Annotated in this window: 8 protein-coding genes and 1 pseudogene; 5 read left to right on the forward strand and 4 right to left on the reverse strand. The window is 72.3% G+C overall.

Annotated features, from left to right (window positions below; translation table 11 throughout):
• Positions 1-461, forward strand: a pseudogene (locus G3I60_RS31380) (Crp/Fnr family transcriptional regulator); the annotation flags it as partial.
• Positions 462-503: 42 nt separating this feature from the next.
• On the opposite strand, the gene G3I60_RS31385 reads toward G3I60_RS31380, so the two are convergent.
• From G3I60_RS31385 to G3I60_RS31395, 3 genes are read right to left on the reverse strand one after another with little or no spacing between them, the layout of a single operon-like run.
• Complete coding sequence (locus G3I60_RS31385; RefSeq protein ID WP_164608047.1) at positions 504-2648, reverse strand: PQQ-binding-like beta-propeller repeat protein; 2145 nt, start codon at positions 2646-2648, stop codon at positions 504-506.
• On the reverse strand, positions 2645-4876 hold the full coding sequence (locus tag G3I60_RS31390) for a serine/threonine-protein kinase (protein WP_164608049.1): 2232 nt from the start codon (positions 4874-4876) through the stop codon (positions 2645-2647). The genes G3I60_RS31385 and G3I60_RS31390 overlap by 4 nt, the downstream gene beginning before the upstream one ends.
• A 17-nt stretch (positions 4877-4893) precedes the next feature.
• Entirely contained in the window at positions 4894-5808 is a 915-nt protein-coding gene (locus tag G3I60_RS31395) for a hypothetical protein (protein WP_239070499.1), read from the reverse strand.
• 173 nt (positions 5809-5981) lie between these two features.
• On the opposite strand from G3I60_RS31395, the gene G3I60_RS31400 reads away from it, so the two are divergent.
• Complete coding sequence (locus G3I60_RS31400) at positions 5982-8894, forward strand: BTAD domain-containing putative transcriptional regulator (protein ID WP_343241981.1); 2913 nt, start codon at positions 5982-5984, stop codon at positions 8892-8894.
• Positions 8895-8934: 40 nt separating this feature from the next.
• On the opposite strand, the gene G3I60_RS31405 is transcribed toward G3I60_RS31400, so the two are convergent.
• Positions 8935-9372: a nuclear transport factor 2 family protein gene (locus G3I60_RS31405; RefSeq protein WP_138357007.1), complete on the reverse strand. Its 438-nt coding sequence runs from the start codon at positions 9370-9372 to the stop codon at positions 8935-8937.
• Positions 9373-9481: 109 nt separating this feature from the next.
• Between G3I60_RS31405 and G3I60_RS31410 the strand changes: the two genes are divergently transcribed.
• The 3 genes from G3I60_RS31410 to G3I60_RS31420 all read left to right on the forward strand — a co-directional run bounded on the left by G3I60_RS31410 (position 9482) and on the right by G3I60_RS31420 (position 12652).
• Positions 9482-10051, forward strand: coding sequence for a PadR family transcriptional regulator (locus G3I60_RS31410; protein ID WP_164296291.1), 570 nt, complete (start codon positions 9482-9484; stop codon positions 10049-10051).
• Positions 10038-10868, forward strand: coding sequence for an SGNH/GDSL hydrolase family protein (locus tag G3I60_RS31415; protein WP_164608051.1), 831 nt, complete (start codon positions 10038-10040; stop codon positions 10866-10868). Before G3I60_RS31410 ends, G3I60_RS31415 begins: the two co-directional genes overlap by 14 nt.
• A 194-nt stretch (positions 10869-11062) precedes the next feature.
• On the forward strand, positions 11063-12652 hold the full coding sequence (locus G3I60_RS31420; protein ID WP_164296295.1) for an APC family permease: 1590 nt from the start codon (positions 11063-11065) through the stop codon (positions 12650-12652).
• The last annotated feature ends 353 nt before the right edge of the window (positions 12653-13005 follow it).

Consider the following 13005-nt stretch of genomic DNA (forward strand, 5'->3'; position numbering starts at 1 on the left):
GGATCCAGCCGCACGCCGGCCCCCCGCTCCCCGACGACCTCGACGAACTCATCAGCCGCCGCCGCGGCACCCGCTTCCTGCTCGCCCACCCCCGCACCATCGCCGCCATCGGCCGCGAATGGACCCGTAAAGGCCTCTACCCCGGCAACGCCGAAGTCGACGGCAGCAGTGTTCTCGCCTGGCGCGGCGTGCCCATCCTCAGCTGCGGAAAGATCCCGATCAGTGAGGCCCGCACCAGCTCGATCATCGCGGTGCGTACCGGGGAGGACAACCAGGGCGTCATCGGCCTGCGCCAGACCGGCATCCCCGACGAGTACGAGCCCGGACTCAATGTGCGGTTCATGGGACTGAGCGAGAAGGCCATCATCAGCTACCTCGTCAGCACCTACTACTCCGCCGCGGTACTCGTCCCCGACGCCCTCGGCATCCTGGAGAACGTCAACATCGCCAACTGGCGCTGAGAACTGTCCCGGTGGCCGGGCCCGCCCGTCACACGGGCCCGGTCACGCCGCGGGTACCGAGAAGCAGAGGAGTTTGCCCGAGCTGCTCACGTAGAGCTGGTCGTCGACGGGGAACGCCGCCCAGTAGCCGGATCCGCCGCTGACCGGGTAGTGCCAGACCTGTTTTCCGGTGCCGGCGTGGAAACCGTAGAGGCCTCCCGGTGCCGCGGCGAGGAAGAGGCCGCGTGCGGAGCCCAGGAACTGGAGTGTGCCGAGGCCGGAGCCCGCGGTCCAGCGGGGTGCTCCGGTCAGCGCGTCGACGGCGTGCAGGGTCGAGTCGAGGTAGCAGACGGTCGCGCCGGACCGGTCGTAGCCCCGGTTTCCGCGGGCGGCCGTCTGCACACTCCACAGGGACTTTCCCGTCGACGGGTCGAAGGCCGCGAGCAGGCCGCTGACCGCTCCCGAGGCATCGGTGCCCGGGTAGCAGTACAGGGTTCCCCGGTGCAGCTCCAAGGACCCGTCATAGGCGAGGATTTGGCTGTTCGTGGGCGGCAGGCTGGTGGCGCGGCTCCAGAGGGTGGCGCCGTCGGCGGCCTTGAGGGCGAGCAGGTTCATGGCGCCGTCGAGGGCGTAGAGCACATCGCCCTCGGACGGCGGGTAGAGGGCGACGAGGTCCTTCGCCCACAGCCGGGCGCCTGTGTCCGGAGCGACGGTGGTGTATCCGCGGAGACTCGCGGTCGTGGACGTCTGCGAGGTGCTGCCCCAGAGGACCAGGCCGCCCGCCCGGGTGGTGCCGGTGACCGCGATGCCGTCACCTTCCGGCGACTTCCACCGCTCGGCGCCGGTCGACGCGTCGAGGCCCTGGAAGTGCCCGCTGTCGACCATGGCCACGAGCAGCGAACCATTGGCGAACTCCAGGTGCGGTGCGCCGGTCGCGGTCGCGGGCCGTTCCCACAGCTGTTTCCCGGACCGGACGTCGAGCGCGTGGATCTTTCCGTCGGTCCGTACCGTGTAGACGTGTCTGTCGTCCGCGATGGCGGCCGTGTTCTGGCCGCTCAGGTCCTTCCAGAGCGCGTTGCCGGTGCTCCGGTCGTAGCAGGCGCCCGAGGTCTTCCCGGCGCAGAGCAGCGCGGACGGCGTGACCGCCCGCAGGGCCATGTCGGGCTGCGGGAGGTCCGCGCTCCAGGACAGTTCGGGAGTGGCGGTCGCGCCCCGGCCGCCTGAGCGGAGCAGCAGCGCGGTGCCTCCGGCGGCCGCGGCCACGGCGAGCACCCGGGCGCCGGCCAGCAGCCGGCGCCTGCTGAACAGGGGCGTCCTCACCGCTTCGTGGAGGTACCGCTCCGACGCGTTCACCTGCAGCTCGACGGCGCCGAGCCAGCCCGCGGTGGTCACCGTACGCAGCCACACCTGCAGTTGCCCGACGGCCGGGCGCCGGGCCGGGTCCTTGTCGAGGCAGGCGGTGAGGATGCCGAGCAGTGCGTAGGGCACGCCCTCCAGCCGTGGTTCCTCGTGGGATGTGCGGTAGAGCAGCGCGTGCGCCGCGCCGGTACCGAAGGGCGGGGCTCCGGTACCGGCGAAGGCCAGCACGCTGCCGAGCGAGAACACATCGCTGGCGGGCGTGAGTTCGGCCCCCGTCGACTGCTCGGGCGACATGTAGCCGGGTGACCCGATGATCTGGCCGTCCGCGGTGAGCACCGTCCCGTCGACGGCCCGGCTGATGCCGAAGTCGATGACCCGGGGCCCGTCGCGGGCCAGCAGGATGTTGGACGGCTTGAGGTCGCGGTGGATCAGCCCCACGCGGTGGATGGCGGCCAGCGCCTCGGCCAGCCCGGCGCCGAGCACGCGCAGGGTGGCTTCCGGCATGGGCCCATGGGCCTGGATCGCTTCGCTGAGCGAGGGGCCGGGGATGTACTCGGTGGCCAGCCAGGGCTGCGGTCCTTCGGGGTCGGCGTCGACGACGGGCGCGGTGAAGGCGCCGCCGACCGCGCGGGCGGCGTCCACCTCTGCCGTGAAGCGCCGCCGGAAGCCGGGATCGGAGGTCAGCTCGGGACGGACGACCTTGACGGCGACGGCGCGCCCGCTGCGCGAGGCGGCCAGGTACACCCGGCCCATGCCGCCCGCGCCGAGTTCCCGGATCACCCGGTACGGCCCGATGTGCGGGGCGGAGCCGGCGGCCGGGGTGGCCGGCGTGGCCATCGGGCTGGTCATGAGGTGTCGCTCCGGAACGCGTAGAGGGTGGTGTCGGACGCGGCGTAGACGGTGCTGCCGACGGCCTGCAGCAACCACGCGTTCTTGCTCGCGGATTCGGCGCCGGAGGGCTGGTGCGCCCAGAGCAGCTTGCCGTCGGAGGCGCGCAGGACGAGGAAGCCCGGGGTGTCGCCTGCGGCGAACAGCGGGACCGCCACCAGGGACGTGGAGACGGCGGGGCCAGGGTTCAGCGAGTTCTGCGGGTCGAGGGTCAGCGGACTCGCGGTGTGCCACACCTGGTCGCCGCTGCCCGTATCGAGGGCGAAGACGGTGCCCTGGCCCTCGGCGACCACGTAGGCCCGCTGTCCCAGGACCGTGGTGGGGTTGAGCGTGGTCGTCGAGTTGACTGCGGTCCACAGGCGGTGGCCGTCCGAAGCGCGGAACGCCTGCACCTTGACGCTGGTGAGGAGCAGTGCCTTCCCGTCGCTGGCCAGGCCCGGGTAGTCGCCGGGCCTGACGACGTCACGGACCGTCCACCGCACCGCGCCGCTCCGCAGATCCACTCCGTGGACGTCACTGCCGTCGTGCAGAAAGCAGCCGACCCCGTCGGAGTAGGCGTGGAAGTCGCTGCCCTTCACCTTGTGGGACCACAGCAGCTTCCCGGTGACGAGGTCCACGGCGCGCACCTGGTAGGCCCTGTCGCCGCTGGTTCCGATCAGGGCGACCGAGCGGGCGACGAAGAAGACGTCGTGAATGGAGTCGGCGTAGGAGTCCCCGTCCTCCGGCCCGGTGACCGCGTGGGTGAACCGCAGGGTGCCGCCGCCGTCCACGCCGAGCAGATGGCCGCGCTCGCCGCCCCAGGCCGAGGCGAACAGCGTCGATCCCCGCACGCCGAGCCACTCGAGCTTGCCGGAGACGTCGGACGGCACCCGGGGGTCGGCCGTCCAGCGCTTCTGTCCGGTCGCGGAGTCGTAGCCGGTCGCGGTGGTCTTGTCCCAGTGCACGAGGGTGCCCCCGAGGAGCTCCAGGTGCGCGCCGGCCTGCAGTTGCTGCAGCGGCATCGACCACTGCGGCTTCGGTCCCGCCGCCACCTTGGCGCCGGGCCGGATCGTGGTGCCCGCGCTGCCGGGGGCGCCGCCCGGGGTGCGCCCGGGCTTCGACCTCCGGTCGATCAGGGCCGTGGCGCTCGCGGCGGCCCCGGCGGTGCCGCCGGCGGCGATCCACAGGAAGCGGCGGCGGCTCGGCCCGCCCGGGGCCGCCGTGTCCGGCGGGCCGACGGGGATCGGGGGTACGGCCAGCAGGGCGGCGGCGCTCGCTTCCCGTGCGGCGATGTCCGCCAGCAGGCCCGGGGTGAGCAGTGAGGAGGGTTCGACCGGACCCAGTGCGGTCAGCAGCGCGGTGACGGACGGCCTGCGGGCGGGCTCCTTGTCCAGACAGACCGCGACCAGGGGACGCAGAGCGTCGGGTACCCCGTCCAGTCGCGCCGGGGCGTGGACGGCCCGGTAGAGGATCCCGGGCGTGCTCCCGGTGCCGAAGGGACCCCCGCCGGTGGCCGCGAACGCCAGGACGCAGCCGAGGGAGAAGACATCGGCCGCCGGTCCGGTCTCGCGGCTCGACGCGATCTGCTCCGGAGCCATGAATCCGGGCGTTCCCATCACAGCGTTCGTCCGGGTCACCTGGGTCGCCTCCGCCACCCGGCTGATCCCGAAGTCGATGACACGGGGCCCGTCGTGGGCCAGGAGCACGTTCCCCGGTTTGAGGTCGCGGTGGACGATGCCGGCGGCGTGGATCGTCAGCAGCGCCTCGGCGAGTCCGGCGCCGAGGGCCCGCAGGGCCGGCTCGGACAGCGGGCCGAAGCGCGCCACGGCGTCGTGCAGGGACGGCGCGGGGATGTAGGCGGTGGCCAGCCACGGCTGCTCGGCGCCCGCGTCGGCGTCGAGCACCGGCGGGGTGAAGAACCCGCTCACCTTCCGGGCGGCGTCGGCCTCGCGCCGGAAGCGCCCGCGGAAGTCCGGCGCCTCGGTGTACTCGGGCCGGATCACCTTCAGCGCGACCAGCCGCGATCCCGGCGACCTGGCCAGGAAGACCCTGCCCATGCCGCCCTCGCCCAGGAGTTGGAGGACCTCGTAGGGGCCGATCCGGCCTGGGCTCTGCGACTGCGGTTGCCGCTGTTCCTGCCCCTGTTCCTGGATGGTGGTGCGCTGTCGCGGGGCGGTGGGGTCGTTGGCGCCGTACGCCGGTGTCCGCACGGTGTCGTGACGGCGGGTCAGCTGAGGGAGCCGAGTACGTCGCGGGCGGCGGCGACGGCGGCGTCCTCGGACTGTTGCTGGCGTGGGCCGGAGTCCGAGGTGTCATAGCCGAAACTCACGGAGAACGCGGCGTTGCCCTCGTGGACGATCACCGTTGCCTCTGCCAGGCCCCCCATGTCCTTGTCGACGGCGTGGACGACGTAGGCCTCTTCGCCGAGACCGGTGAGCGACCGGGAATCGGTGGTCGTGCGCATGTCCTTCAGGGCGTTGAGAGCGGTCGACTTGTCCATGTCGTACATGCCCTTCGCTCCGGGGCTGACCGTGAGGTGCACCCGCAGATGCAGCAGCCGGCCGCCGGAACCGGAGGGAGTGTCCCAGCTCGGCATCTTGGTGATCATCGCTGCCATGGTCGTGTTGTCGAACTGCGACGGCTTGCACTCGGTTCCGGGCGCGATGCTCGCGATGGTGGCCTCCTTGATCAGCCGGCACCCATCGGGGACGTGGGTGAACGTCCGTCCCGCCGGGGCCTGCGACGGAAGCTTGCCGTCGCCCGGGGCACCGGACGGACTCCCCGACGCGGCGTTCTTGTCATCGCCCCCGGATGTGGCGATGATCACGCCGACGATCGCGGCCACGACGAGCACGGCGCCGCCGATCAGCCAGGCCTTCCCACTCCCGCCCGGCCGCCCCCCGTTCGGCGGTCCGTACTGCGGCGGGGTCGGCGGGAGGTGCTGCGACCAGGCCGAGGGCGCGCCCGGCGGCTGGGCCGGGACCGGCGGCGGCAGCTGCCCCGGGGGCTGCGCCGCCGGTCCCCAGCCCGGCCCTCCCGGCATCCCCTGCCCTGCCGGCGTCCCCTGCCCGAGCGGCTGGGTGGGGTCGGTCCGGTAAGGGCCCTGCCGGGGGTCCATGGGGTTCTGCGGGGTCTCACTCACGGGGCAGTTCGCTTTCCGTCCGGTTCTCGGCATAGGGAACGGCGCAGGCCAGTCCCGTGGGCCGGGTCCGGGACGAAGGCGCACCGGTACCCCACGCACTTGCCAAAGTCTTCCGCGAGGCGCTGCAATGCTGATGAAATCTTGCTGAATCGGGGGACGCGGAGGACTACGGGGTGGGCGCAGATTCAACGGGGTGGCTACAGATCGACCTGCTCGGGCCGGCCAGAGCCACCAGGGGCGACGCACCGCTCGAACTCGGTCCGGTACGGCGGCAGGAAGTGCTGGCCGCGCTGGTCCTGCGGCCGGGCACCCTCGTCACCCACCAGCAGCTGCTCGACGACGTCTGGGGAGCCGATCCTCCGGGAACGGGCCATCGGGTCCTGCCGAGTTACGTCTATCCGCTGCGGAAGCTGCTGGACACGCGGGATGCCGGTCCTGCCGAGTCGTTGATCCGCAGCGAGCGCGGCGGCTACCGCTTCGTGGCCGGCGGGGCACGGAGGGACGTCGACGAGCTGGCCGAGCGGGCCGGCGGCGCCCGGCGCGCGCAGGCCGCCGGCGATCCCGCGGCCGCCCTCGACAACTTCGCCCTGGCCCTCGGGTTGTTCCGCGGCGAGCCGCTGACCGGTCTGCTGGGGCCGTTCGCGGACGCCGAACGGCAGCGGCTGGCGCAGCACCGGCGCACGCTCGAACGGGAGCGACTGGAGTGTCTGGTGCTGCTCGGCCGGTACACGGACGCCCTGGACGGCCTCGTGGTGCCGGCCGCGGCCCGGCCGTACGACGAACCGCTCGCCGCGCTTCGGATGCGCGCGCTGTACGGCAGCGACCGGCAGGTCGAGGCGCTGGCCGTCTACGGGGAGACACGGGACCGGCTCCTCGACGAGCTGGGGGTGGAGCCCGGCGAGGAACTGCGCCGGGTGCACCAGGGCGTCCTGCGCCGGGACGACGGGCTGCTGCTCGGCCGGGTGGTGCGGCAGCGCGCGGCCGGGTCGGCGCCCGCGCGCCCCGCGCCGCGGCGGAACGAACTGCCCGGGGACACCGCCTGCCTGGTCGGCCGCGAGGCCGAACTCGCTCTGCTCACCGCGCCCGCGTCCGCCGGCGCCGTGTCCGTGGCGGCCGTGGACGGCACGGCGGGTGTCGGCAAGACCGCGCTGGTGGTCCGCGCCGCCTGGACGCTCCGCGACCAGTACCCGGACGGCTGCCTGTTCGTGGACCTGCACGCGTACGGCACCGGCCAGGAGAGCGCAGGACCGCAGCGGACGCTGCACCGGCTGCTGCGCGCGGTCGGGAGCGCCGACGGTGAACTGCCGGACGAGCTGGACGAGCTGGTGACGGCCTGGCGTGCGGCGACGAGTTCGCTGCGGCTGCTGCTGGTCGTGGACGACGCTCCCAGCGCCGAGCTGGTGCGCCCGCTGCTGCCCGCCGGGCCGGGCAGCAGGGTGCTGGTGGTGGGCCGGCAGCGGCTGTCCGGGCTCGACGCCGACCTGCGGCTCACCGTGGAGCCGCTCGGCACGGGCGAGGGGGTCGCGCTGCTCCGGCACCTCCTCGGCGAGGCGCGCGCGGACCGGGAGCCGGAGGCCGCGCGGGAACTCGCCCGGCGCTGCGGCGGTCTGCCGCTGGCGCTGCGGATCACCGGGGCCCGGCTGCAGAACCGCCGGTCCTGGACGCTGGCCCACCTGGTGGACCGGCTGTCGGACGACGAGCGCCGCCTCGGTGAACTGCGGGCCGAGGACCGCAGCGTGGAGGCGGCCTTCCGGATGTCCTACGACCAGCTCGCGCCCGGGCCGCAGCGCGGTTTCCGCGCGCTGGGCCTGTCGCCGACGGCCGGGTTCGACGCGCTCACCCCGGCCGTCATGCTGGGTTGCTCCCGCGAGGACGCCGAGGACGTCCTGGAACAACTGGTCGACGCGAGTCTGCTGCAGCAGCCGCGGCCGGGCCGCTACCGGCTGCACGACCTGGTGCGGGACCACACGCTGCGGCTCGCCGCCGCGGAGCCCGAGGAGTCCGCGGCCGCCCGCGCCGCCGTGCTGCACCTCTACACGGCCGCCGGCCGGATCGCCAGCGACTGGGGCCCCGAGGGCTTCCCGACGGGACCGGACGTCACCGGCTCGCCGTTCGCCGACTGGCAGGCCGCCGCTGCCTGGTTGGACGCCGCGGCCTGCCAACTGGTCGATGTGGTGGCCTGCGCGGTGACCGCCGGGGAGGTCGACCACGCCTGCTGGATCGCCGAGGGCCTGGTCGATCATCTGGTCCGCCAGGGGCGCTATCACGAGTGCCGGTCGGCCCTGGAACTCGCGCTGACCTGCGCGGACACGGCCGATGACCGGCGGATGCCCTCCTCCCTGCGGAGCTGTATGGGCATCGTCGACATCTACCAGGGGCGGTTCCGGCAGGCGCACGCCTGGTTCACCGACGCACTGCGCATCGCCCGCCGCCTGGGCGATCTGCGGGAACAGGCGCGGGCGCTGGCCGGGATGGGCGCCTCGGAGCGGTCGCTGGACCGCACCGGGGAGGCGGTCGCCCACCTGAGTGAGGTGGTGGAGCTGGCGGCCCGGCTCGACGACGACTGGCTGGGCGGGATGTCGACCTGCAACCTCGGCGCCATCCACCACCATCAGGGGCGCTACGAGGACGCGCTCGCGTACTTCGCCACCTCCCTCGCGTTCGCCGAGAAGATCGACCGGCCCAGGATGATCAGCAAGACCCTGTGTCACGCCGCCGAGGTCCATCTCGACCTCGGACGGCACGCGGAGGCCAGAGGCCTGCTCCGGCGGGCGGCAGAACTGGCCCGGGAGGTCGGGGACCTGCCGCTGCGCGCGGTGAGCCTGTCGCGGCTCGGCGCCGCGGAGCACGGCGAGGGCGATCTGCCCTCGGCCGTCGCCCTCCACCACGAAGCCCTCTCCACCCTCAACGAGCACACCAGCACGGCGCTGGAGATGGAGGTCCGCAGCCGCCTCGGGAGCACCTACGCGGCAGCGGGCCGCCGCACCGAGGCGGAGCAGCAGTTCCGGACCGCCCTCGCCCTGGCCGGGGCCATGGACCACCCCCGGGAACAGGGCATGGCCCTGGCCGGCCTGCGGGACTGCTGAACGGCGGGGCGTCAGGGGGCCGGGCGAAGGGGGCCGGGCGTCAGGAGGTCGGGGCGGCGCCCCCGGGGACCAGGCCGTCGGCGACCAGGCCGGCGAGGACCGCCTGGCCCAGGGCCTGTACGGCGGACTGGGGACGGACCATCACCGTGAACTCCTTGACCCGGCCGGCCTCGTCGAACTGGAGCATGTCGATGCCGTGGATCTCCTTGCCGTCCACGGTGGCCCGGAAGACGAGGATCTCCGACGGGGCCTCTGCGCCGTCGGTACTGGTCTCGGCCGTGCCGTCGAACCGTCCGACGTAGCGGAAGTCCTCGAAGGTGCGCAGCAGCACGCCGAAGAGCCCCAACACCATGGCCTTGCCCTCGAAGGGCGTGAACTTCACCGGGCTGTAGAAGCGGATGTCGTCGGTGAACAGGTCGTCCAGTGCGGCGAGATCGCGCTTCTCCACGGCGGTACGGAAGCGTTCGGCAGTCTCCATGACCCCTCCAGATACGCAGGTGCCCCGAGTTCGGATACTCAAGGATATGACTAATCATGTTCTTGGGTAGGATGCGGTGCCGGACGGAGAAAGGGAAGGGGCCGCTTCGATGGCTTTGCGACATGCCGTGCTGGCGGCGCTGCTGGACGGCGAGTACAGCGGATACCAGCTGGCGAAGGCGTTCGACATCGGCGTCGGGAACTTCTGGCACGCCCTGCCCCAGCAGCTCTACGCCGAGCTGACGAAGCTGGAGAAGGAAGGACTCGTCGCGGGCCGGCAGGTGGTCCAGGAGTCCCGGCCCAACAAGCGCATGTTCCACGTCACCGACGCCGGCCTCGCCGAACTGGAGGCCTTCGCCGCGGCCCCGTCCAAGCCCTCGGTGATCCGCGACGACCTCCTCGTCAAGGTCCAGGCCGTCGACCGCGTCGGCACCGCGCCCGTGCTCGAACAGCTCCAGGAGCGCGCCGCCGCGGCCGAGGCCAAGATCGAGCTCCTCGGCACACTGCTGCACCAGCTGCGCGGCGACGCCGACGAGGAGGAGTTCCTGCGCCACGGCGAGCGGATCGGGCCCTATCTGACCTGCCTGCGCGGCCTGGCCTTCGAGCAGGACCACCGGGACTGGTGCCTGCGGATCGCAGCCGTGCTGCGGGATAGGCAGTCGACCCATGCCGAACGGTGAATACCTGCGCTACGTCGCGCTGGGTGACAGTCAGACCGAAGGGCTCGGCGACGGGGACGACACCGTCGGCCTGCGGGGCTTCGCCGACCGGTTCGCGGAGCACCTCAGGGCCGTCAACCCCGGCCTTCAGTACGCGAATCTGGCCGTACGAGGACGCGTCGCCGGCCAGGTCCGCGCCGAACAGCTGGAGCCCGCCCTGGCTCTGCGCCCCGACCTGGCCACCGTGGTCGCCGGGGTCAACGACCTGCTCAGGCCCCGGTTCGACGCCGCGGAGGTGGCCGGGCAGCTGGAGGAGATGTTCGCCGCGCTCACCGCCTCCGGAGCCCACGTGGTCACCCTCACCTTCCCCGACATCGGGAAGATCGCACCGCTCGCCCGGCCCCTCGCGTCCCGCGTCCTCGACCTCAACGACCGGATCCGCACCGCGGCCGCCCGGCACGGCGTCTCGGTCGCCGAAACCGCCGCGCCTCCCGTCACCACCGACCCGCGCATGTGGACCGTGGACCGGCTCCACGCCAGCCCCCTCGGCCACGAGCGGATCGCAGCGGCCATCGCCGACGCCGTCCGGCTGCCGGGCAGCAGCGACGCGTGGACCCACCCGCTGCCGCCCCAGGCGGCCCCCACCCGGCGGCAGACCGCGGCGGCCGAACTGCGCTGGGCGACCGCGTTCCTCGGCCCCTGGCTCGGACGCCGGCTGCGCGGCCGGTCCTCCGGCGACGGCCGCACGGCGAAGCGCCCCCGGCTGCTGCCGCTGAGCGCCCCGCACGACGCCCCGGCGGACACCGGCCTGCGCGAAGCGCCCTCGGACCCGGCCTAGGCCGGGTCTGGCAAATCCCTCCCCCAGCTACGGCTGGGAGGTGCCCCCAGCCCGGGGCGCCTGGCACGCACGCTCTTCGGGCGGACGCCGGTATGTGTCGGACCCGGCCTAGCGCCTTTGGGTTGCGGACCTGCGGGGAAGCGGTCCATTGTGGAAATGCGTGGGGTGTGCTTCTTTGACCGGAGGCGGCCGTTATGGGTGTACCTGTTGTCCCTCCCCCTCCTGCGGCCCGGCCTCCGTCGGGACCTGGATCGACGGAGAAGGGGCTCAAGGACGGCGCGCTGGGGCTGTTCTCCAGCATGGTGATCGGCCTGGCCTCGACGGCGCCCGCCTACAGTCTCGCGGCGACCCTCGGGGTCATCGTCGCGGTCGTCGGGTTCCAGTCACCGATCGTGATCATCCTGGCCTTCATCCCGATGTTCCTGATCGCCTACGCGTACAAGCAGCTCAACGAGGCGGACCCGGACTGCGGCACCACCTTCACCTGGGCCTCCAGGGCCTTCGGCCCGCGGACCGGCTGGATGGGCGGCTGGGGCATCATCGCCGCCGACATCATCGTCATGGCGAATCTGGCCCAGATCGCCGGGGCCTACGGCTTCCAGCTCATCGGCGCCGACGGGCTGGCCCAGAACACCACGTGGGTCACCGTGGTCGGCGTGCTGTGGATCGCCGTGATGACGCTGATCTGCTACATCGGCATCGAGCTCTCGGCCAACCTGCAGAAGGTGCTGCTCACCATCGAGATCGTGGTGCTCTTCCTGCTGGCCATCACCGCGCTGGTCAAGGTGTACGGGGGAACGGCGCCGAGCGTGGCGACGGAGGTCTCGTGGTCGTGGTTCAACCCCGCCAAGATCGACTCCCTGGACGCCCTCACCAAGGGCATCCTCGCCGGAATCTTCATCTACTGGGGCTGGGACACGGCCGTGTCGGTCAACGAGGAGACCAAGGACCGCGGCCGTACCCCGGGCCGGGCCGCGGTCATGTCCACCGTCATCCTGCTGCTCGTCTACGTCGTGGTCACCGTGTCCGCGCAGGCCTTCGCCGGGGTCGGGGACAAGGGCATCGGGCTCGCCAACCCCGACAACTCCGGGGACGTGCTGTCCAGCCTCGGGAACGAGGTCTTCGGTACCGGGGGCTGGGGCGGCTTCGCCACCAAACTCCTGATCTTCATGGTGCTCACCTCGGCCGCGGCCTCCACCCAGACCACCATCCTGCCGACGGCGCGCACCACGCTCTCGATGGCCGCGTTCAAGGCGATCCCGGACCGGTTCGCCCGGATGCACCCCCGGTTCCTCACCCCGACCTGGTCGACGGTGGGCATGGGACTGGCCTCCATCGCCTTCTACGTGATGCTGACCCGCGTCAGTGAGAACGTGCTGGCCGACTCCATCGGTTCGGTGGGCCTGATGATCGCCTTCTACTACGGGCTCACCGGGTTCGCCTGTGTCTGGTACTACCGCAAGGTGCTGACCCGGAGCCCGCGCGATCTGTGGGGCAAGGGGATCATGCCGGGGATCGGCGGCGTCCTGTTGCTGTACTTCTTCATCAACGCCTGCGTGGTGTACTCCGCCTCGGACTACGGCAGCACCTCGTGGACCCTGCCGTTCCCGCCGCACTGGACGTTCGGCGGAGTCTTCGTCACCGGTATCGGCGCGCTGGTGCTCGGCGGCATTCTGATGCTCGTCTACCGGGTGATCCGCCCCGCGTTCTTCCGCAAGGAGACCATCGCCGTCTCCGCCCATCAACCCGGCGACGGTCCCCTCCCGGAGCGGGAACCGCGGTAGGGATTCCGCCGGTCGGCGCCGGCCCGGCAGGACAGCGGTCCGGCTGTCCAGGAGCCGTGGCCGGGCCTTGTGGGGCACGGTTCACCCAGTGGTTCGTCTGCCGCCACGCACCGTACGAACGGAATTGGCGAGAACTCGCCCAACCGTTCTCGGGGGTCTTCGCGCGGCTTTCCGGCACTTTACCTGCGTAAAATTGGCCGCCCTTGAACCGGCTCCGGGCGCAGGCTAGTGTTGCCCTCAAGTGCCACTTGAACACAGCTCGCCTCAAAGACATGACTCGCGCGAAGTACCTGAGCAGTAGGCGTCAGGAAAACGCTAATGCGTTCTCCCGCCCGCCACACCGCCGACCCGCC

Source organism: Streptomyces sp. SID13666 (assembly GCF_010548325.1).
GTDB classification, from domain to species: domain Bacteria; phylum Actinomycetota; class Actinomycetes; order Streptomycetales; family Streptomycetaceae; genus Actinacidiphila; species Actinacidiphila fildesensis.

Bases quoted from the DNA above. Each gene is read 5' to 3' on its own strand.
- G3I60_RS31385 (WP_164608047.1), bottom strand. From the start codon at position 2,648: ATGACCAGCCCGATGGCCACGCCGGCCACCCCGGCCGCCGGCTCCGCC.
- G3I60_RS31405 (WP_138357007.1), bottom strand. From the start codon at position 9,372: ATGGAGACTGCCGAACGCTTCCGTACCGCCGTGGAGAAGCGCGATCTC.
- G3I60_RS31410 (WP_164296291.1), top strand. From the start codon at position 9,482: ATGGCTTTGCGACATGCCGTGCTGGCGGCGCTGCTGGACGGCGAGTAC.
- G3I60_RS31415 (WP_164608051.1), top strand. From the start codon at position 10,038: ATGCCGAACGGTGAATACCTGCGCTACGTCGCGCTGGGTGACAGTCAG.
- G3I60_RS31420 (WP_164296295.1), top strand. From the start codon at position 11,063: ATGGGTGTACCTGTTGTCCCTCCCCCTCCTGCGGCCCGGCCTCCGTCG.